This window comes from Cupriavidus sp. SK-3 (assembly GCF_000611145.1).
GTDB lineage: Bacteria > Pseudomonadota > Gammaproteobacteria > Burkholderiales > Burkholderiaceae > Cupriavidus.
This window is the reverse complement of sequence record NZ_JFJV02000108.1, coordinates 1-20,936: the sequence shown is the minus strand read 5'-3', so window position 1 is coordinate 20,936 and position 20,936 is coordinate 1. Positions and strand designations below refer to the sequence as shown.

The 20,936-nt window shown below is 64.4% G+C and carries 18 protein-coding genes and 1 tRNA gene; 10 read left to right on the top strand and 9 right to left on the bottom strand.

Going from position 1 to position 20,936, the window contains the following annotated elements; all coding sequences use genetic code 11:
• The first annotated feature begins 42 nt into the window (after window positions 1-42).
• Entirely contained in the window at window positions 43-1,293 is a 1,251-nt protein-coding gene (locus CF70_RS11400) for an MFS transporter (RefSeq protein ID WP_035864281.1), read from the top strand.
• Window positions 1,294-1,304: 11 nt separating this feature from the next.
• Here the strand turns inward: CF70_RS11400 and CF70_RS11395 are convergent, their stop codons facing one another.
• A complete protein-coding gene (locus CF70_RS11395) occupies window positions 1,305-2,027 on the bottom strand; it encodes an NUDIX hydrolase (protein ID WP_035864278.1) in 723 nt (240 codons plus the stop codon).
• A gap of 145 nt (window positions 2,028-2,172) precedes the next feature.
• On the opposite strand from CF70_RS11395, the gene CF70_RS11390 reads away from it, so the two are divergent.
• The gene (locus tag CF70_RS11390) at window positions 2,173-3,201 is read left to right on the top strand and encodes an SPFH domain-containing protein (protein ID WP_035864275.1); all 1,029 of its coding nucleotides are present in this window, start codon (window positions 2,173-2,175) and stop codon (window positions 3,199-3,201) included.
• 29 nt (window positions 3,202-3,230) lie between these two features.
• Window positions 3,231-4,148 (top strand): sugar kinase, encoded by a 918-nt coding sequence (locus tag CF70_RS11385; RefSeq protein ID WP_035864273.1) that lies wholly within the window; start codon window positions 3,231-3,233, stop codon window positions 4,146-4,148.
• A gap of 33 nt (window positions 4,149-4,181) precedes the next feature.
• Here CF70_RS11385 and CF70_RS11380 read toward each other — a convergent pair whose 3' ends face one another.
• Window positions 4,182-5,105 (bottom strand): LysR family transcriptional regulator, encoded by a 924-nt coding sequence (locus CF70_RS11380; protein ID WP_035864271.1) that lies wholly within the window; start codon window positions 5,103-5,105, stop codon window positions 4,182-4,184.
• 145 nt (window positions 5,106-5,250) lie between these two features.
• Between CF70_RS11380 and metE the strand changes: the two genes are divergently transcribed.
• A complete protein-coding gene (metE, locus tag CF70_RS11375) occupies window positions 5,251-7,638 on the top strand; it encodes a 5-methyltetrahydropteroyltriglutamate--homocysteine S-methyltransferase (protein ID WP_035864268.1) in 2,388 nt (795 codons plus the stop codon).
• Window positions 7,639-7,940: 302 nt separating this feature from the next.
• The gene (locus CF70_RS11370; RefSeq protein ID WP_035864266.1) at window positions 7,941-10,043 is read left to right on the top strand and encodes a TonB-dependent receptor family protein; all 2,103 of its coding nucleotides are present in this window, start codon (window positions 7,941-7,943) and stop codon (window positions 10,041-10,043) included.
• An 86-nt stretch (window positions 10,044-10,129) separates the two neighbouring features.
• Here the strand turns inward: CF70_RS11370 and CF70_RS11365 are convergent, their stop codons facing one another.
• Window positions 10,130-11,551 (bottom strand): DUF1254 domain-containing protein, encoded by a 1,422-nt coding sequence (locus CF70_RS11365; protein WP_035864265.1) that lies wholly within the window; start codon window positions 11,549-11,551, stop codon window positions 10,130-10,132.
• A 745-nt stretch (window positions 11,552-12,296) separates the two neighbouring features.
• On the opposite strand from CF70_RS11365, the gene CF70_RS11360 reads away from it, so the two are divergent.
• Both CF70_RS11360 and CF70_RS11355 read left to right on the top strand, forming a co-directional pair.
• On the top strand, window positions 12,297-13,865 hold the full coding sequence (locus CF70_RS11360) for an MFS transporter (RefSeq protein WP_349675107.1): 1,569 nt from the start codon (window positions 12,297-12,299) through the stop codon (window positions 13,863-13,865).
• An 88-nt stretch (window positions 13,866-13,953) separates the two neighbouring features.
• Window positions 13,954-14,214: a hypothetical protein gene (locus CF70_RS11355; protein WP_235184999.1), complete on the top strand. Its 261-nt coding sequence runs from the start codon at window positions 13,954-13,956 to the stop codon at window positions 14,212-14,214.
• 74 nt (window positions 14,215-14,288) lie between these two features.
• Here CF70_RS11355 and CF70_RS11350 read toward each other — a convergent pair whose 3' ends face one another.
• The gene (locus CF70_RS11350) at window positions 14,289-14,693 is read right to left on the bottom strand and encodes a hypothetical protein (RefSeq protein WP_035864261.1); all 405 of its coding nucleotides are present in this window, start codon (window positions 14,691-14,693) and stop codon (window positions 14,289-14,291) included.
• A gap of 63 nt (window positions 14,694-14,756) precedes the next feature.
• Between CF70_RS11350 and CF70_RS11345 the strand changes: the two genes are divergently transcribed.
• Window positions 14,757-15,734, top strand: coding sequence for a tripartite tricarboxylate transporter substrate binding protein (locus CF70_RS11345; RefSeq protein WP_035864259.1), 978 nt, complete (start codon window positions 14,757-14,759; stop codon window positions 15,732-15,734).
• Window positions 15,735-15,781: 47 nt separating this feature from the next.
• Here CF70_RS11345 and CF70_RS11340 read toward each other — a convergent pair whose 3' ends face one another.
• Window positions 15,782-16,720: an alpha/beta fold hydrolase gene (locus CF70_RS11340; protein ID WP_035864257.1), complete on the bottom strand. Its 939-nt coding sequence runs from the start codon at window positions 16,718-16,720 to the stop codon at window positions 15,782-15,784.
• 13 nt (window positions 16,721-16,733) lie between these two features.
• On the bottom strand, window positions 16,734-18,347 hold the full coding sequence (locus CF70_RS11335) for a flavin-containing monooxygenase (protein ID WP_081862132.1): 1,614 nt from the start codon (window positions 18,345-18,347) through the stop codon (window positions 16,734-16,736).
• A gap of 193 nt (window positions 18,348-18,540) precedes the next feature.
• Here CF70_RS11335 and CF70_RS11330 point away from each other — a divergent pair, with 193 nt between their 5' ends.
• A complete protein-coding gene (locus tag CF70_RS11330) occupies window positions 18,541-19,191 on the top strand; it encodes a TetR/AcrR family transcriptional regulator (RefSeq protein WP_051648275.1) in 651 nt (216 codons plus the stop codon).
• 164 nt (window positions 19,192-19,355) lie between these two features.
• Window positions 19,356-19,541 carry a hypothetical protein gene (locus CF70_RS35895; RefSeq protein WP_152561776.1) on the top strand — a complete coding sequence of 62 codons (186 nt, stop codon included), beginning with the start codon at window positions 19,356-19,358 and terminating at the stop codon, window positions 19,539-19,541.
• Between the two features lie 64 nt (window positions 19,542-19,605).
• Here the strand turns inward: CF70_RS35895 and CF70_RS11325 are convergent.
• The 3 genes from CF70_RS11325 to CF70_RS11315 form a co-directional block, all read right to left on the bottom strand.
• Window positions 19,606-19,681: transfer RNA gene (locus tag CF70_RS11325), tRNA-Met, on the bottom strand.
• Window positions 19,682-19,877: 196 nt separating this feature from the next.
• Window positions 19,878-20,090: a hypothetical protein gene (locus CF70_RS11320; protein WP_035864255.1), complete on the bottom strand. Its 213-nt coding sequence runs from the start codon at window positions 20,088-20,090 to the stop codon at window positions 19,878-19,880.
• 127 nt (window positions 20,091-20,217) lie between these two features.
• The gene (locus CF70_RS11315; protein ID WP_035864468.1) at window positions 20,218-20,793 is read right to left on the bottom strand and encodes a phasin family protein; all 576 of its coding nucleotides are present in this window, start codon (window positions 20,791-20,793) and stop codon (window positions 20,218-20,220) included.
• Window positions 20,794-20,936: the final 143 nt, after the last annotated feature.

Here is a 20,936-nt window from a genome sequence, read left to right as displayed (position 1 = left end):
CCTCCGCTGCCAGTATTGGCGGCACGAGGAGGGCCAAACACCATGTTGACGGCAACCAGCAGGCAAGCTGCATCTTTAACGCACCAGGCAACGCTCGTCGTTGTGTCGGCGGCGCTCATCCTGAGCGTCGTCATGGGTATCCGGCAGACCTTCGGGCTATTTATCGGGCCACTGTCGTTCGACCGCGGGATGCCGGTCACCGTGATCGCGTTCGCGATCGCGCTTCACAATCTGGCGTGGGGATTCGCGCAACCGTTCGCGGGTGCCGCGGCAGACCGATACGGGTCCGCGCCGGTGGTTGCCGCCGGCGCGGTCAGCATTGCCGCCGGCCTGGCACTCGCGGCCATGGCACCGTCGGGCGCCATGCTTGTCGTCGGCATCGGCCTGCTGTTCGGCATCGGGATCAGTTGCACCAGCTTCGGCGTCGTCCTGTCGGCGGTTGGCCGCATGGCATCCCCCGAGAAGCGCAGCATGGCGATGGGCCTGGCGAGTGCCGGCGGATCGCTCGGCCAGGTCCTCATGGTCCCGCTTGCGCAGGCGGTGCGGGAAACATCGGGCGTATCGGCGTCGCTGTTCGTATTCGCGTTCCTGATGCTTGTGGTGGCGCCATTCGGGATCCTTCTGGACCGCCGGGATGCGTGCCGCGCGCCACTGGCGGAGCCGCAGGCGTTTTCCCTGCGTGAAGTCTTGTCCAGGGCGTGCCGGCACCCCGGCTATCGCCTTCTCACCATTGGCTTCTTCGCCTGCGGATTTCAGCTTGCCTTTATCGCCACGCATTTGCCGGGCTATCTGACGCTCTGCCATATGCCCATGGGACTGGGGGCGACGGCGCTGGCCCTGATCGGGCTGTTCAATATGCTGGGAAGCTGGGCATGTGGCTGGCTGGGCGGCCGCTTTCGCCAGCAGTACGTGCTGGGCTGGCTCTACCTGGTCAGGTGCGTGGCCATCGGCGCCTTCCTGCTGGTGCCGAAGACCTCCGCCTCGGTCGTTATCTTCGCCGCCGTGATGGGCCTGACCTGGCTGGGGACCGTGCCGCTGACGAGCGGGCTGGTGGCGAAGATCTTCGGCACACGCCATCTGGGGACGCTGTTCGGCGTCTGCTTCCTGAGCCATCAGGCCGGCTCTTTCCTGGGTGCATGGCTAGGTGGCTTCGTCTTTGACGTGACCGGTTCCTATTCACTGGTATGGGGCGCCACGGCAGCCGCCGGGCTGCTGGCGGCGATTTTGCACTTCCCCATCGACGATACCGTGTTGGGCACCCCCGCCCTTCGATCGGATCCGGCGCCAACGTAGCCGGCGGGCATTCACGCGCGCTCGCGCTGCTCGAAACTCCGCGTGAAATAGACCAGCCCGGACTGCTCTCGCAGCCGGTAGAGCGAAGCCGGGCGCCGCCCGGTGTCCTTCTGCGTGCCGAGCTCTTCCAGCAGGCCCGCCGCCAGCATGCGGGTGCGGAAGGCTTTTTTCTCCAGCGGCCGGCCCAGCACGAGTTCATAGACGTGCTGCAGCTCGCCAAGCGTAAAGTCCGGCGGCAACAGGTGCGCGGGCAGCGAGGTGTATTCGGTCTTGCCGCGCACGCGCCCAAGCGCCGCGCCCAGGAGGTCGGCATGATCGAAGGCCAGCGGCACGGACACGCCATCGCCCTCCACCGGCGCCCAGCGCAGGTCGGCGGCATTGCCGCCCTTCTGCGGGGCCAGGGTGGCATCGGCCAGCAAGGCCATGTACACATGGGTGGTGGACCAGCCGCGCGGATCGCGCGTGGCGCTGCCCCAGCTGCCCACCTGTTCCAGGTACGGGCTATCCACTCCGGTCTTCTCCGCCAGCTTGCGCAGCGCGCACCCCTGCAGATCCTGATCCCGTTCGATGTCCACGAATCCGCCCGGCAGGGCCCATTGCCCGGGAAAAGGCTCGCCTGGCTGCCGCGGGCGCTGCACGAGCAGCACCTGCAAGGCTCCGGCACGGATGGTAAGGATGACCACGTCCACGGTGGTCAGCGGGCGCCCGAAGGCGGGCGCGGCGGGCTTCATCATAGGGCTGTGCGCTCCTTGCGGCAGGCTGTTCAGGCCGGATTATAAGTTGACAAGTGTCACAGTCCCACTTATATTAGTGGCACAGACACACTTAATGCCTGCCGCCAAATGCGGGCAACCAAAGACACCACGCGAAAGGACCACCATGTTCGGCATCCGATTCATCAAGGCAGATCCCACCACCTACCTGATGCAGATGAAGAGCGGCAAGATCGTCCGCGAAGGCAGCGGCCAGTCGTTCTACTACTACGCGCCCACCACCTCGCTGGTGGCGGTGCCGGTGGGCAGCCAGATCCTGCCCTACATCTTCGAGCTGATCACCACCGACTTCCAGTCCGTCACGGTGCAGGGCAATCTCTCCTATCGCATCGCCGAGCCGCGCAAGACAGCCGCCATGCTCAATTTCGCGCTCAAGCCGGATGGCCGCAACTACATTTCCGAGGATCCGCAGAACTTGCGCACCCGCGTCGAAGGCGTGGTGGAAGTGCTGGTGCAGCAGGCCGTGAGCGCGGAAACGCTGCGCTCCGCCCTGCAGGCCTCGGACCGCATGGCGCGCCAGGTCGAAGGCGCGCTCAAGAGCCAGCCGGACGTGCTCGCGTTAGGGCTGGAAATCCTCTCGTTCTCGATGGTGGCCGTCAAGCCACGCGCGGAAACCGCGCGCGCCCTGGAAGCCGAAGTCCGCGAACAAATCCTGAAAGCCGCCGACGACGCCATCTACGCGCGCCGTAACGCCGCGGTGGAAAACGAACGCGCCATCAAGGAAAGCGAACTCGACACTGAAGTCGCCGTGGAACTCAAGCAGCGCACCATCCGCGAGACGCAGATGGAAGCCGAAGCCGCGGTGCAGAAGAAGCAGGCCGAACTCGAAGCCAGCGGCATGGAAGCACAGATCGCGCTGGAAGCGCGCCGCAAGGAATTCGTGGGCCTGGAGGCCGATAACACCCGCACCACCGCCGAGGCCGAGGCACACCGCCTTGGCGCCGTGATGCAGGCGCTGCAGGGCGCAGACGCGCGCATCGTGCAGGCGCTGGCCGCATCGGGCATGGCCCCCGGCCAGTTGATCGCGCAGGCCTTTGGCGGCATTGCCGACAAGGCGGAGCGGATCGGGCAGCTGAACATGTCGCCGGAGCTGCTGCAGTCGCTGCTGGCGCCGCAGGCCAAGGGCCGGGGCTGAGACCATACGGGACAAAGGGAGCAAGACTCATGGGCACAGCCGCCGATCGCAAGGTAGTGCTGGTGACGCGCAAGACGCGGCTGGAAGAACTGCTGGCGCGCTACCATTCGCTGGCGCAGGCACGCTTCTACCTGGAGCACCTGGGCGCGGACATCAGCGATTACCAGCGCGAGCACGACACCTACCTGGCCGCGCGCGAGCAGGTCGCCGCCGTGCTGTCGCGCTACCTGCGCAGGCAGGTGGTGGACCGCCAGTTCCTGCCTAATTTCCTGTTCGGCCCGGACGACATCGTCGTGGCGCTGGGCCAGGACGGCCTGGTCGCCAACACCATGAAGTACCTCAACGGCCAGCCGCTTCTCGGCGTGAATCCCGACCCGGCGCGCCATGACGGCGTGTTGTTGCCGTTCCAGGCTGGCGACCTCGCGCGGGTGCTGGCCGAGGCGATGCAGGATCGCCGCCCTGCCCGGCCAGTCACCATGGCGCGCGCCGAGTTGTCGGACCAGCAGGTGCTGTACGCGGTCAACGACTTCTTTATCGGCCCGCGCAGCCACACCTCGGCGCGCTATGAGGTCCGGCTCGGCACGCAGTGCGAGGTGCAATCGTCGAGCGGGGTCATTGTCTCGACCGGGCTCGGCTCTACGGCCTGGCTCAAGAGCATCGTCACCGGCGCGCGCGCCATCGCGCAGGCGGACGCGCCGTATCAGGCCTTGCCGTGGGATACCGACCGGCTGGTATTCGCCGTGCGCGAGCCCTTTCCCAGCCGCGCCACCGATGCCACCCTGGTGTATGGCGACATCCCGCGCGGCCAGCAGATCGTGCTGCGCTCGCTGATGCCCGAGTCCGGCGTGATCTTCAGCGATGGCATCGAAGCGGATTTCCTGCAGTTCAATGCGGGCACCGAGGCACGCATCGGCGTGGCGGAGCGCAGCGGGCAACTGGTGCAATAGCGGCGATAGCGGCTGCGGGCGTTGCTGTCCTCGCTATGCAAGCTCCGGCAGCAGTTCGATCCCGTCCAGCTCGGCGGCACAGGTATCGCGCACGATAGACACAAAATCGCGCACATAGGGCCGCTCCGCCAGCGCGGCCGGCGTGGTCGCATACAGTTCGCTCCACAAACCCTTGGCGCCAATCCGCTTGGCCAGCACATAGTCGTGGTCGATGTAGTTCTTCACGCCCCAGTTGGGCAGCGCGGCCACGCCGCGGCGGCTGGCCACGAGTTGCAGCACCGCCACCGTCAGCTCGGCAGTGCGCCGCTGCAGCTTGATGCCGGCGGGCTCCAGCACTTCGCGGATCAGGTCGATGCGCTGCTCCGGCACCGGGTAGGTGATCAGGGTTTCGCCGGCCAGGTCGGCCGCCTCGATCCGGCGCTTGTTGCGCAGCCGGTGCTCGTTGGCGATCACCGCCAGAATCTCGAAGCGAAACAGCGGCGCCACCGCCAGTCCGCGCTTGGCCGGCGGCAGCGAGCCGATGACCATGTCGGTGCGTCCCTCGGCCAGCAAGGCCAGCGGATCGGCGTGGAAACCCGCCACCAGGTCCACCTCCACTTCCGGCCAGCGCCGGCGGAATTCGTCCATCACGGGCATCAGCCAGTCGAAGCAGGTATGGCATTCCAGCACGATGCGCAACTCCCCGCGCGTATCGCCTTTGAGCCGGGCGAGATCGCGTTCGGCCGTGCTGATGGCGGCAAGCGTCTCGCGCGCCAGCGCCAGCAGCCGTTCGCCGGCCGGGGTAAAGCGCAGGCCCTGGCGGGTACGGTCGAACAGCGGCAGGCCGTAGTGCGCCTCAATGCCCTTGATCTGGTGGGACAGCGCCGACTGGCTCACATGCACGCGCTCGGCGGCCGAGGCCAGCTTGCCTGACTCGGCGATCGCCACCAGGGAGCGCAGGTGCCTGACCTCGATCACGGCCGACTCCTGCGTTGCGCCGGACAGCGTCTGGCCGGATTGATATGAAACTGATTCATACGTTGATTAAATCTTATCGCTTGATTCATTTTACTCTGGATTCCAAACTGGGCGCCATCGTCACCTCTCACATACGGAGCATTGCATGGCACGCACCCATATTCCGGGCTTTCCCCGCATCGGCGCGCAGCGCGAACTGAAGTTCGCCCAGGAGGCCTTCTGGCGCGGCGAAACCGACGAAGCCAGCCTGCGCCAGGTGGCAGCCGGGCTGCGCCAGCGCCACTGGCAGTCGCAGGCGCAAGCCGGGCTGGACAGCGTCGCGGTGGGCGACTTCGCCTACTACGACCAGGTGTTGAGCCTGAGCGCGTTGCTTGGCGCCCTGCCCGCGCGTTTCGGCTTCGACCCCAGGCAACTGAGCCTGGCGCAGTATTTCGAACTGGCCCGCGGCAACAAGGCGCAGCCCGCCATGGAAATGACCAAGTGGTTCGACACCAACTACCACTACCTGGTCCCCGAACTCGCACCCGACATCCGCTTCGACGGCGGCGTGGACTGGTTCTTCGACGAAGTGGAAGAAGCGCTGGCGCTGGGCCTGACGGCCAAGCCGGTGCTGATCGGGCCGCTCACCTACCTGTGGCTGTCCAAGACCCACGTGGATGGCTTCGACCGCCTGAGCCTGCTGCCCGGCCTGGTGGCCGCTTATGGCCGCATCCTGGCCCGCCTGCGCGAGCTCGGCATCGAATGGGTGCAGATCGACGAGCCGGCGCTGTGCCTGGACCTGGCGCCGGCGTGGCTCGATGCGTATGACGGCGCCTACGCCGAACTGGCCGGCTCCGGCGTAAAGCTGCTCCTTGCCACCTATTTCGACAGCGCCGCCGACCACGCGGCACGCGCTGCCGCCCTGCCGGTGCAAGGCTTCCACATCGACCTGGTGCGCGCGCCGCAGCAGCTCGACGCCTGGCGCAAGGTGCTGCCGGCCAATGCGGTGCTATCCGCCGGCGTGATCGACGGCCGCAATATCTGGCGCACCGACCTGCGCCGCGCGCTGGCCATCCTGGCGCCGCTGCACGCCGAACTCGGCGAGCGCCTGTGGGTCGCGCCGTCCTGCTCGCTGCTGCACGTGCCGGTTTCTCTCGATGCCGAGCACAAGCTCGATGCGGAGATCAAGACCTGGCTGGCCTTCGCCACCGAAAAGCTGGCCGAAGTGAAAGTGCTGGCGCGCGCGCTGAATGAAGGCGAGGCCGCGGTAGCCGCCGAGCTTGCCGCTACCGATGCCGCACTCACCTCGCGCCGCAGCTCGCGCCGCGTGGTCAACCAACAGGTGCAGGCACGTGTCGCGTCGGTCAGCGCCGCCATGGCGGAACGCAAAAGCCCCTTCCAGGCCCGCATCGAACGCCAGCGCGCCGCGCTGCAGCTGCCGGCGCTGCCGACTACCACGATCGGCTCCTTCCCGCAAACGACCGCGATCCGCCAGACCCGCGCCGCCTACCGCCGCGGCGACATTGGCGCGCTGGACTACCTGCAACGCATCCGCACGGAAATCGAGACCGCGGTCCGCAAGCAGGAAGCCCTGGGACTCGACGTGCTGGTGCACGGCGAAGCCGAGCGCAACGACATGGTCGAGTATTTCGGCGAGCAACTGTGCGGCTACACCTTCACCGAGAACGGCTGGGTGCAGAGCTATGGTTCACGCTGTGTCAAGCCACCCGTGATCTACGGCGATGTGTACCGCCCCGAGCCGATGACGGTGGAAACCACGCGCTATGCGCAATCACTGACCGAGCGTCCGATGAAGGGCATGCTGACGGGGCCCGTCACCATGCTGCAATGGTCTTTCGTGCGCGACGACCAGCCGCGCGCCACCACCACTTTGCAACTCGCGCTGGCCATCCGCGATGAAGTCTCCGACCTGGAGCAGGCCGGCATCCGCATCATCCAGATCGACGAGCCCGCCTTGCGCGAAGGCTTGCCGCTGCGCAAGGGCGACTGGGCCGCGTACCTGGAATGGGCGGTGCACGCGTTCAAGATCTCGGCCGCATCGGTGGCGGACGAAACGCAGATCCACACGCATATGTGCTATGCCGAATTCAATGACATCCTGCCCGCCATCGCCGCGCTGGATGCCGACGTGATCACCATCGAGACCTCGCGCTCGGCCATGGAACTGCTCGAAGGCTTTGGTGCCTTCGACTATCCCAACGAGATCGGACCGGGCGTGTACGACATCCACTCGCCGCGCGTGCCCAGCGTGGAAGCCATCACGCACCTGCTCGAGCGGGCTTGCGAGGTCATCCCGCCGCAACGCCTGTGGGTCAATCCGGACTGCGGGCTGAAGACGCGCGCCTGGCCGGAAACCGAAGCCGCGCTGGCCAATATGGTGGCCGCCGCGCGCAGCCTGCGTGAGCGAATCGGCAAGACGGGCGCCACCACCTGGCAGCGCACCTCCCGCCGGGCGGTCCTCGGCAGGCATGCGGCAAAGCATGGCACGGGCCACGCAGCGGGTTGTGTCGATTGCGTGAGCCACGCGGCCTGAGCAACCCGGCATCGAATGAAGCCGGTTTAGATCGAATCAGATCGAATCAAATCGAGTTAGCAAATACGTCAGCCAGCTTTCCGGTGTGCGAAGCATGCCGGAAAGCTGGCTGTTTCTTGTTTCCCGACGGGTAAAAAGAACGGCTTCGCCCTGCCGTCCACATTGCCCGGATGTGCCCTGGTGCAATTAATGCGGCACTGTGTCACATAGCGCGCGGCAGGGGGTCTTCCGTATCGTACGCGCCTATTCAAGCACGACGAAAAGGCGCGGCCCCAAGCAGGTCCGGCGTCACAAGGGAAAACATGAAACGAGCCAGACACTGGAAGCGGCGTGCCGCCGCCCTGCCCGCCGCGGCATTCACCAGCGCCGCCCTCGCACAAGCCGCCAGCCCGGCCCCGGCGGATGCCGCTGTCACACTGCCCATGACCACCGTGACAGCCAAGGCGCCGGGATCGCTGACCGTGCCGAATGTCCAGCAGCAGAAACAGGCGCTGGACCAGACGGCCGGCTCGGTAGGCTTTGTCGACGCTGCGTCCTACAGCGACACTTACGCCAGCAACCTGCGCGACGTCCTCAAGGATGCGCCAGGCGTTTATGTGCAGGAGCGCTACGGCCAGGAACTCCGGCTATCCGTTCGAGGGTCGGGCATTGCACGCGGCTATCACACGCGCGGCATCGAAATCCTGCAAGACGGCATTCCCACCAACTTCGCGGATGGCAGCGGCGACTTTTACCAGATCGATCCGCTCGGCCTGAGCGCCGCGGAAATCTACAAGGGCGGCAACGGGCTGGCCTATGGCAGCACCACGCTGGGCGGCGCCATCAACTTCACCACGCCCACCGCGCTGACCGCCGACGCGCCCAACCAGTTGCGCGTGGACGGCGGCAGCTTCGGCACCGTGCGCGCCAGCGGCCAGGTCTCGCGCCAGATCGGCGCTTTCGATTTCCTGGCCAACCTGAGCGTCAACCACTCCGATGGCTACCGCGCTCATGAGCGCGGCCAGTACGAGCAGTTCAATGCCAACTTCGGCTACCGCTTCAGCCCGGCGGTGGAAACGCGCTTCTATCTCGGTGCCTATATCGTCGACCAGAAGCTGCCCGGCTCGCTGTCGTTGTCCGATGCACTGAACAATCCGACGAAGGCCTCGCCCGCCGCGGTGGCCGGCGACCAGGCGCGCAATACGCGTACCGAGCGCGTTGCCAACGTGACCACCGTCAAGCTCGACAGCGGCCAGCTCGATTTCACCACCTGGGTCATCCACAAAAGCCTGTACCACCCGATCTTCCAGGTCATCGACCAGGACTCCTGGACTTACGGGTTCGCCCCGCGCTACACCGGCACGCAGACCATTGGCGGCCTGCGCAACCAGCTTATCGTCGGTGCGCGCTTCTTCGGTGGCAACAACGACGCGCGCCAGTACATCAACAACGCGGGCAACCGTGGCGCCCAGACGCTCAACGCCGCGCAGGACGCCTATAACTACGAAGCCTACCTTGAAGACCGCCTTTACGTAACGCCCACCGTCGCGCTGATGGCGGGCGCCAAGGCCTATCGCAATGTCCGCAGTTACCACGACTACGGCGGCCTGCCGGCCAACCCCACCGCCAAGTCCGACAGCATCGCCTACAGCGGCGTGAATCCCAAGTTCGGCGTGCTGTGGGAGCCGGTTCGCGACGTGCAGGCCTTTGCCGACATCACGCGCAGCGCGGACGTACCCGACTTCAGCGACCTGACCCAGACCTTCGCTGCCACCACCCGCTTCGTGCCGCTGAGCGCCCAGCACGGCTGGACACTGGAACTGGGCACGCGCGGAAAGCGCGAGCGATTCTCCTGGGACGTGACCGCATACCGCTCGCTGGTACGCGACCAGCTGCTGCAATACACCACAAACCCGAATATCCCGGCCGCCACCTTCAACGCCAACCGCACCACGCTGCAAGGCGTGGAGCTTGGCGTCTCAGGCGACGTGCTGCAAAACGTGTTCGGCTCGGGCGACAAGCTCACGCTGTCGCAACTGTGGAACTACAGCGACTTCCGCTTCGACAACGATCCGCAGTACGGCAATAACCGCATCGCCGGCGTGCCCGAGCACGTGCTGCGCACCACCATCGCCTACAGCCGTGCGGCCGGGCTGCGCGTGGCCGGCACCATCGACTGGGTGCCGGGCGGCGCCTATGTCGACTATGCCAACACGTTGCGCGCGCCCGGCTACGCGCTGTTTGGCCTGCAAGCCAGCTATGACTTCCAGCGCGGCGTGACGGTCTTCCTCGATGCGCGCAACCTCGGCAACAAGCGCTATGTGAGCGACTTCAGCACCGTGACCGATGCCCGGACCGCAAACACCATGGTGTTCTACCCGGGCTCCGGCCGCGCGCTCTACGCCGGCATCAAATACAAGTTCTGAGCCGGCAGGCAGTTCGCTGGCATCCTGATGAGAAAAACCCGCCTTGGCGGGTTTTTCTCATTCCTGTGGCCGGAACCGCCCGGAAATCAATCCACCCGTTCCACCGCGGGCGCGTTCCATGCACCGTCCAGCATCGCTTGCCGGGGCCAATACACGCGAAGCGTCAGGTTGAAGGCGTCTGGCGGCGCCGGCAGCCAGTTGGCGGCGCGGCTGCCCTGCGGGCGGGCGTTCTGGATAAAGATATCGAGCGAGCCGTCGCGGTTATACCTGAGCCGGTCGCGGTCGCCGATGGCGTAGCGGCCAAGGGGATTGGCGACGAATGCCTGTTTGCTGTTGTAGAGGGTCAATGACCAGAAGGCATCGGTGGGCGGCATCTGGCCCTTGTTGAAATGCATCCGGTAGCGATGCGCGCCACTCAGCGGCTGGCCCGCGGCATCCACGCGTGTACTGGGGTAGAGCGCGTCCTCCGGCAAATTGGCGCCCAGCCCCACCCATGCCACCACCGCACGCTTGCCGTAGGACGTACCGTAATTGCCGAGATCTCGGTGCACGGTCCATTGAATCCCCGGCTCGCCGCCGCGCCTGGCGGCTGCGACGATGCCCGCCAGGGCGGTAGTGGCGCCTTCCTGCACCGCGCGCGCCGTCGAGGGCTCCATCGCAGTCACGGAGAATGGCATGCCCGGGACGATGCCGAGCTTCTTGGTCGATTCCACCATGGCGGCGTCGGCCGCCGCGGGCGGATTGGCGGGCAGCAGCGCTGCGAAACGCGTGAAGAACGCCTGCGCGTCCATGGCTGCCACCTGCTCCACCGGTGGCGTCTCCACGTCCACGGCAACCGCTTCGGTCAGGCTTGGCTGCGTGGCCCTGGGCCGCGCCTTGCCACCCCGCTGCCATGCCGAGAGCGGCATCAGCCGATACTGGTCTTGCAAGTGGCGGACCGCCGCATAATCCTGCTTGCCGTTGGTCTGGGTACGGCCAATCATCCACACCATATCCGTGGGGGCGCGAATTTCCTTTACACCCGCTGGCAATGTGCCTTTCCATTTAGGACCGGTTATGGCAAACACAGCCCGCTTGGTACCGGTGGTACGCTTGCCCGGAGACGCGAAGACATTGGTCCATGCGTCCATCAGCGGCATCAGGTAATAACGGCCGTGTGTATCGGGCAGCGACAGGATCACCGGCTCGGCGGACAAGTCCAGCCATGCCGTCGAATAAAGCGTATCCGCATTCGGGCTGACCACCTCGGTGAAAGAAGCGTCCGGGAAGCTGCGCTTGTGCGAGAAAGTATTGACGGGCGTGCGCGCTGTCATGACTTCGCGCGTGACATCCATCAGCACCAGTGGATAGGCGTAGACGAATACCTCGGTCGACAAGGCCTTGTTGGCCGCATCGGACGGCAGCGAGAATGCTTGCGGCACGGCGGACGATTGCGGGCCCGTGGCACAGGCGGACAACAGCAGGCCGAGCGCAAGCGCACTCGTCATTCGGCGTAGCGAAATCATCATGACCCCGGTTCCTCGTCGGACTGGCGACCTTCCACGCGCTATCGCCGACGAACGGACGACATCCTTGCGCGGAGGTGCGATTATTTTCCCCGAGCGATGATGGTCTGGAGCAAGGTACTTGTCAATTAAACCACGGTGAACAATGCGGGGAAGCGAACCAACGCCCGTTACGCCGCGCCTCGTCCCGGCATACTCGCGCCGCGTCTTGCCCTCCGCTTTCCGGCCGATCCTGCAGCCTGATTCAAGACAATATGTTGTCGGGCGGGAATACAGGCATATGAACCGCCTCTCCGGCAGAGCCTGGATCTTTCCGCGCGGGACTGCAGCGATTCGCCCCACCGTCAAGGCGCGCATTATCTCGATAATGCACAGAATAATGATCCCGGCGCGAACCGTTTCGAAAACGTAGCCCCGTGCGCGGTATCACCATTGGCGCGCAAACTCGCGCCCAATATCCGGGCATCGTTCAGGGATATAACCATTTGCCGTGAGCCGGACGGCGCCAGGACGGCATGGCACGCCCCGCGCGATTATCCCCACGACGCAATCCGGTGCACCGGGCGGCGATCCTGAAACACGCTCCCGATGTTCGGCTTGGGCGCTCCGCTCATTTGACCGATACTGGGAATGCTGGCCGTCATCGCAGAGGTTCCCCGGCGCGGAGGCACCCGGGAGCCACTGAGTAACCGTTGCGCCGTCCTTGCTCGCCGCACGGTGCTTCGGCCCGGCTTGCCCCAGCGTCCAGATGCGAGCGGACCGGACCGCGGATTGCACTCACGCGATGGACGAGACCGTCATGGCGACTGGCAGCGCGACGTTGGCCAAGCACCCCGATCTGTCACCGGCGCAGGTATATCTCTTTGCGTTCACGCTGGGCTGCGCTACTGGCGTGGATTTCGTGGCGTCATCCATGATGGGCGTCGCCGGTACGCATATCCGGGGCGGCATCCACGCCTCGCCCGAGGATTTTCTCTGGAGCCTCACGTCCTATGCCGCCGCGGCCATGGCCGCCAACCTGGTGCTGCGGCGCATCGCGCAGGACATCAGTTATCGCGGCTATACCCTGCTCGGCCTGGCCATCGCCACCGTGGGCGCCGTGCTGTGCACCGTTTGCAATACGCCACTGGAACTGAGCCTGGCGCGCGCCGTGCAAGGTTTCGGCGCCGGCGGCTTGTTCACCGCCTCGCGCATCATCATCCAGCTGGTGGCGGCCCGCGAAGAGCGCCGCCCTCTCTTTCTTGGCTTCAATGCCGGCGGCATGGGCCTGGCGGCGCTGGCCCCGTGGCTCACGGCGGTGCTGGTGGAGGATGCGAGCTGGCGGATGATCTTCGCGGTGCAGGCAGGCATGTCGGCCGCGGCGATCCTGCTGGTGCTCGTCTCGTATCCACGACGGCTCGCGGCATCGCTTGCACCGTGGGAAGTGGACATCGGCGGCATGGATTGGATCACAGTGATCTTGCTGGGCACGGGCGCGCTGGTCCTGCTGCACGGGCTGGGCGACCTGCGCTTCTATGAGTTGACCAGTTCGCCATCGGTGGCCATCACCCCTCTCGCCGGACTGGCGCTTGTTGCGGGCGTCTTCATCCACCAGCACCGCCATCCCGATCCCTGGCTCAATCCCAAGCTGTTGTTCGGCCGCCGCTACCTGGTCGGGCTAGGCTTCTACACCCTGTACTACTTCCTCAACGGACTGTGGGGATATGTGGTGCCCAGCATGCTGCAGTCCGGCCTGGGCTTCACGTTCCAGACCGCGGGCAAGGTCCTGACCATCACCGGGCTGATCGGCTTTGCGGGTCTTTGCGCCTTTACCTATGCGGGCACGAGGCTGAAGGGGCAGCGGCGCTACATCGCCCTGGGCTATTTCATGTTTGCCGGCGCGGCCTGGCTCCTGAGCCAGCGGATGATGCCAGGGGCATCCATGGCCGTCCTGCTGCCGGCCCTGACGCTGCAGAGCCTGACCACGCCCTTCATCCTGGCACTGGTGGCAGGCCTGACCTATGCGGACTTCAGCGTCGAGGATTTTGCGCACGCATATCAGTTCAAGAACATCATGCGCCAGATCGCAACGGCCGGCGGCACCGGCGTAGCCAGCCTGTGGCTCCAGTACGGCGAGGCACTGGCGCGCACGCAACTGGTGGCCCGGATCACCCCGTTCGACCTGCCCGACGGCTTCGACGCCGCCACGCTGACACGCTGGTCGGCACTGATCGACCAACAAGCGCAGTTGATTGCGGTGAGCAATCTCTTTGCGCTGCTGGCCTTCGCCTGCGTGGGTGTGGCACTGGTTGCCGTGGCGCAGCGGGCGCTGCGGTAAATCACGCGAATACTACACAGTCATGGACGCGCCGCTCTCCAAAATCCCCCGAAGCGGCGGGATTATGAGTCAGCAAAGGAACTCTACAATGCTGCAGCGCGGCGCAGATGCCACGCCAGCCAGCCGTACAGGAAGCATGACCATGACGTATTACGTTCTCGGATTTTTACTCTTCGAAGCTTTGTGGTTCTTCCCGTTCAGGAAGGTCTTCAAGGCCGCGCATTTTGGTGGCTTGTACGCCTACCTGGCGCTGATCCCGCTCATCGGCCCGCTGCTCTGCATCTGGATCCTCGCGGCCCGCCCCTGGCCGCTCAAGACCAAGCTCGTACGCACGTTCTCCCAGACCTGACCCGCGCGCGTCGCCAATCCCGGGCCGGCATGTGCCTGGCGCCAGGCATCCAGGCAAATCGCCAGGCGAAGGTTTCAGAAGTCGTGCTCTTCCAGCATCACGGGGTTCAGTGAGCGGTCCGCGGACCATTTCGCCCATGCCGCCTCCTGGATACGGCCAAGATTCCGCTCGAAAATACCCAGGTGGCTGCCGATCTGGCCCTGGGCCAGCGCATCGAGTGCCGAACGCGACACAAAGCCGCTGCCGGCCCCCCCGTCCGCCACGATGGAGAAGCCGATGAGTTCGCCATCTTCGGACGGGGCTGGATTGTGTATCTGGAAGGCAGTCGACATCATTTGCTCACTTTGAATCGGAGACAGGATCCTAGCATGGCCGCCCTGGCGCAATAACGCCAGGGCCCCGGCCCGGGCCACCCGCACATTCATGCACGCCGTCATGGGAAGGGTATCGCCCGATTCCATCATCGGCCCCTCCTCCATGAGTATCTTCCTTACGCAATGAAAAGAGCATTTATCTGCTCATCACCGTCAGGAGGCACAAGCATGGATCGTCGTCATTTCCTTACCGCGGCAGTAGCCGCCGCGGCCGTCGGCTCTGCCCCCGCGTTTGCCAATAGCTGGCCGGGCCGTCCGCTGCGCCTGGTCGTCGCCTATCCCGCCGGCGGCGGTACCGATGTGGTGGCGCGATTGTTCGCAGACTTCCTTGGCAAGTCCCTCGGCCAGTCGGTGGTCGTGGAAAACAAGCCCGGCGGCGCCACCATTCCCGCGACGCTGGACGTGATTCGTGCCAAACCGGATGGCCACACGCTGCTAATGACGCTCGGCTCCTCGGCTACCTCCGGCGCGCATATCAACAAGGTGCCCTATGACCCCCTCACGGACCTGACGGCACTGGCCGAAGCGGCGCGCGCGCCGGTGCTGCTGGTGGCAACCAAGAACGCGCCTTTCTCCACGCTCGCCGAGATGATCGCCTATTCCAAGAGCGCCAAAGCGCCACTGCATTCGGCTTCCTACGGCCCGGGCACGTCGTCGCACTTTGGCCCGCTGCTGCTCAACAAGCTCGCCGGCAGCAGACTGGAGCCGGTGTTGTACAAAGGCTCGGCGCCCGCCACGCAAGACCTCGTGGGCGGCGTGGTGCCAGTGATGATCGACGGGCTGACCACCGCGGTGCCGCTGTATCAATCCGGCAAGACCAAGGCTCTGGCCATCACCACGCCGGAACGCTCGGACATGGCGCCGGGCGTTCCCACCTTCCGCGAGCAGGGATTTCCGGGCATGGAGCAATTGAGCGGCTACTTCGCGTTGTTCGGTCCCAAGGCCATGCCACCGGATGTCGTCGCCGCGGTTTCGGCGGCCATCCAGAAAGTGCTGACCGATCCGGCCTATCACAAGCGGCTGTTCGCGGTCGGCGTACTGCCGCCGCAGGCCATCGCGCAGCCGGCCTTCGCCGCCCAGGTCAAGGCAGACTATTTACGCTGGGGGGAATTCATCAAGGAGATCGGCTTCAACATCGACGCTTAAGCCGCGGTGCTGGCGCGCGCGCAACGCGCGCGCCGGTGGTGCCGTCGTCAGAGCCGCGCGGCAGCCGCCGTGACCCAAGCCGCGGCCTTATCCGGAATCGTGACCGGCAGCATGTGCCCGCCCGGCACGAGTTCCAGATCCAGCGCCGGCAGTTTGTCCTTCATCGCCTTGCCGTGCGCCTGCCAGTCAAGTACGGCGTCGGCGGTCCCATACAGGATGCTGATCGGCAGGGTCAGCGATGCGTAGCGCTGCGCCATGCCGGGGAGATCCTCCGCCACGCTGACCATATCGGAGGACGCGGCGTAGAAACTGCCGGGCCGCAGGCCAAGCAGCCCGCCACCGGCAATCGCAAAATCCTTGGGCGGCTGATCGGGACTGAAAACCAGATCGAGCATTGCCCGCCCGCGCAGGATGGACCTGGGTACCGCCCATGTCCACGCGATGGCGCGACGCAGCGTGGCGGACGAGATCGACAACGCGCGGAACATGGGCGGCACGCCCTCCACCGGATGGGTCAGCGGCGCGATCAGGGCGAGGCCGCCGACCGTGCCGGGATGATCGAGTGCAACGCCCAGGGCAACCGCGCCACCCAGGGAATGGCCAACCAGCAGGGGATTCTGCACGCCGAGCGCCCGGATGAACTTGGCCACGACCGCGCTTTGCGCGCTCAGGCGGGCCGACATCGCCGCTGGCCTGGTCGAGTACCCCGAACCCGGCCGGTCGACCAGGATGACGCGGAACCGGCTGGTCAGCCGCTCCAGCAAGGAGTGCGAGAAATTCCCTGTCTGCCCGCCCAACCCGTGAACCATGACAATGACGGGGCCCTGGCCCTTGTCGATGTAATGAAGCCGGGCACCATCGATCTCAATGAACTTGCCCTTGGGTGGCAGCGCCTTTTCCACCTTGTGCGCGATGAGTCCGGTAAATGCCACCAACCCAAGCAAAACAATCCCACCGATGGCAATGCAGGCAATCAATATGGCCATTGCATCTATCCTTTCAACTGTTAACGGAATCAGCGGTCATGCCGGCAGCCACCGCCGGGCCGGGCTGCATGGCGTCCGCGCCGGCGCGGCCGAACGCCATCTCGCTGTCCACGACCCTGCCGAACTTCAGGGCCATCAGGTCGAACAGGTAGTTCTGGTGGACCTTCCAGGGCCGCCTGGAACCCTGCTTGGGCAAAATGTTGCTGGCGCGCCGGACATAGCCGGAACTCAGCGACAACGAAGACTCCTCACCGGCAGACGGATCCGTGCGGCGCGGTGCGCACCACGCATGGCCATGCGCGTCCATATGATTGAGCAGGCGGCACACGTAGGTCGACGACAATTCCGCCTTCAGGGTCCAGGAGGCGTTCACATAGCCCATGGCGACCGCCAGGTTCGGCATGTCACTGTACATCATGCCCTTGTACATAAAGGCCTGCGCCGGGTTCATCGGAGTTCCGTCCACCTCGATCTTCATCCCGCCCGCCACCTTCAGTTGGAGTCCGGTGGCCGTCACGATGACATCGGCATCGAGCCGCTCGCCTGAGCGCAACTGCAGTCCGGTCTCGGTGAACGATTCGATCTGGTCGGTGACTACCGACGCCTTGCCGGAGCGAATGGATTTGAAGAGATCGGAGTCCGGCACAAGGCAGAGCCGCTGGTCCCACGGCTTATAGGACGGCGTGAAGTGCTTGTCGACATCGTAGTCCGGGCCGAGCTGCGCGCGCACACCCTTGAGGATTTTCTGCTTGACCAGATCCGGCTTCTTGCGCGACAGATTGTAGAAATACATGCCCAACAGGACGTTTTTCCAGCGCGTGACACGATGGGCCATCCCCGCCGGCAAACGCCGCTGCAACCATGCGGAAACGGCATCGCTCGACGGCCGCGCCACGATGTAGGTTGGCGAACGCTGCAGCATGGTCACATGGGCCGCGCGCTCCGCCATCGCCGGCAGCAGCGTGACGGCGGTCGCGCCGCTGCCAATCACGACCACGCGCTTTCCGTCATACGCCAGGTCAGACGGCCAGTGCTGCGGATGCACGATCTTGCCGCCGAAGCGCTCCATGCCAGGCCAGCCTGGCATATAGCCATCGGCGTAATCGTAATAGCCACTGCACAGGTAAAGAAAGCTGCAGGTAAAACGGACCGGCGTGCCTTGCGGACCGGCCGTTGCCTCGACTGTCCATCGTGCGGTCTCGGTCGACCACGACGCCTGCGTGGCGCGGTGGCCAAAGCGGATATGCCGCTCGATGCCGAATTCCCGGGCCGTACCGCGGATGTACGCCAGGATGGAGTCGCCATCGGCGATCGACTTTTCACTGCGCCAGGGGCGGAAACTGAAACCGAGCGTATACATGTCCGAGTCCGAGCGCACGCCGGGATAGCGAAAGAGGTCCCAGGTACCGCCGATCGCCTCGCGCCCTTCCAGGATGGCGAAGCTCTTGCCGGGGCAACTGGTTTGCAGGTGGTAACCAGCGCAAATACCGGAAAGCCCCGCCCCAACGACCAGCACATCGACGTGTTGCGCCGCGCCTTCATTTGCGGCGTGCCCCGCCTTCAACGCTTCGGCCGACGTGCCGGCATGGGCCTGGGAATGCGGATGTTCCGCGTTGCCTGATAGCATCGATAGTCTCCTGTTGAGCAAACCGGGCCGGACGCTTGCCGCGCCGAATTATCAAGGTGCATCCGTGTTGGCTTCAGACTAGACTAGGGTGTTCACCCTAATTAATCAATCGGGATTGCCAGATCTAGGGCTTACCCCTAAGACCCAGCGAAGCAAACATGCAGATGACGAAACATGACAGGAGTGGCCGGCCATGACGGTGGGAGGTGCGCCGGCCCGGCGTCCCAAGACGCGCGAGCGCATTCTGGATGCCTGCCTGAGCCTGTTCAATGAGCGCGGCCCGGTCGTGGTGACCACTGCGGAAATTGCGTCGTCGGTTGGCATCCAGGAGGGCAACCTCTACTACCACTTCCACCGGAAGGAGCAAATTCTCGAGGCACTCTTCGACGATTTCGAACAGGCGCTACGTGAGACCTCGGTAGCGGATCTGGCTCAGGGCGATGACCCCGGCCGTTTTGCAAGCTACCTGAGCGGCTGGTTCAGCCTGATGTGGGAGTGGCGCTTCTTTTATCGCGACGCGGCGTCCATACGTGGCCTTGCACCGGCATTGCGATCGCGCAGCGAGTTGCTGGCCAACGATGGGCAGCATCATGTCCGGCGCGTGTTCGGCTGCATGGAATCCGCTGGACTGTTGCGTGCCACGCCCGAGCAACTTGACCAGTTGGTCGTCAACACCTGGATCGTGTCTACCTACTGGATCGACTATCTCCGGTCCCGTCATGGGATTGATTCCATCAAGCGAGAACACATCAGTTGGGGTGCGTCACAGGTGATGAGCCTGTTCTCGCCATATATGACGAAAACGGGGACGGCACTACTGAATATTCAGGCGGCGCGGGATTGACGACACCCATGACGCCATCTCTGCGGACGGCGGCATGGCGATCCCCACCATGGCCATCGCCATTGACGACAAGCAGGAAAGCGAAACCGGTCTAAGGTAAAAGCTTGCCCCGCCTGCGCCATGACGGCATCCGGGATTCCTTGAGTCACTTACCGGAGAGGAACATGACAGTGACGCTCAGGTATTGGTCTGAAGACGGCGATGAGGAAACCGTCGATGTATCGTCAGTACAACTCCTGTCGCAGATGACGCCCCACCCTCCTTCGCCATTGCCGAAGAGCGCCCCGGCCAGCGAAAAGAAGCCTGAAAAGTGGACCATCCCAGACGACCCCCCAGGTGATTTCGCCTAGCGCGCATGCGGCGGCAGGCCAAGCAAAAAGCCCGTGCGGCATGAACCGGACGGGCTTTTGGTGTTGGTTGCGGGGGCAGGACTTGAACCTGCGACCTTCGGGTTATGAGCCCGACGAGCTGCCAACTGCTCCACCCCGCGAAAGAGAATATACGCGGATTAAGAGCATCTGGATACCCCTAATACAAAAAGAACTGGAAAGTGCTAAGGCAAGCGGCCATTTGCGTAAGCAAGCGGCGTCTGATCCATTTGGCAAGTGAAGGACAACTGGCCTCGCGTGCGCTACATGTCCATCGCACCTGCTCCACACTCGCCTGGAAAATATCTCCAAAAGTGCTCAGCTATTGCCGTCTATCCACAGCTTCGCCCATTCATAGGCCGCCACCTTCGCGTCGGCGGGCGAGGCATGATTGCGGCCAATCGACCTGGCATCCTGCACTACCGCCCCATCCTCCCAGATCGCGCACGACGCAATGTGCAATCCGTCCTTGATCGTCTTGCAGTAAACGTGGACGACATAGCCTTTGTATTCCGTGGTACCGCTTTCCATCTGCGTCCTAGCTCCATTTCCATTTCGATGGATGCTAGCACGCGGTGCCCGGACAGCCCGGTGTCACAAGCGTAGTGCGGGCGAACCGGCCGGAGGCCGGTCGCTTTCCAGCCGCTTGATCAGCGGATCAAGCGGCGGTCGACTTCTTGGCTGCCGCGCCAGCGGTGGCACCTTCTTGCTCGGCGGCCTTGCTAGTGGCGACGGCTGCGGCCTGGAGAGTGCTCTCAGCAGTTTCAACGGCCTGCTTTGTTGCCTTCTGCACTGACTCGTAGGCGTTGTTGGCGGCGCTGATCGCGGACTTTACGATGGCCACGGTCGACTCGGCACCTGCGGGCGCATTCTTGGCGATGCTCTCGACGAGTGCCTGTATCTTCTTCGAATTTTCAGCCAGTTGGACTTCGGCGACCTTGGTGAACTCTGACTGGGTCTCCGAGGCGATGTCGTACACATGGCGGCTATACGCCATGGTTTTTTCGGCAATCGGCTGGACCAACGAGGCATGGATGGCCAAGATCTCCTGGACATCCTTCGCGGCGAGCGCCTTCCTGGCGTTATCCACGTTTTCGGTGAAAGTCGTCTTGACCACTTGCAGGTTCAGTTCGACCAGCTTCTCAATACCTTCGAAGGCTTTGGTGGTCAGGCCGAACAGCGTTTCCACGTTAGCCTTATGGACAGCCGCGACTTGTTCCGGGGTGAAGTTCATGCTGGTCTCCATGGGTTAGGTTCAACACCGTCCAAGGTAGGCTGTTTTGATGTCAAAGACATGACGCAGCCGACTTCCGCCGATCAGCCGTGATCGCGACGGATGACAATTTCGAAGCCCCAAAAGCAAAACCCCCCAGTACT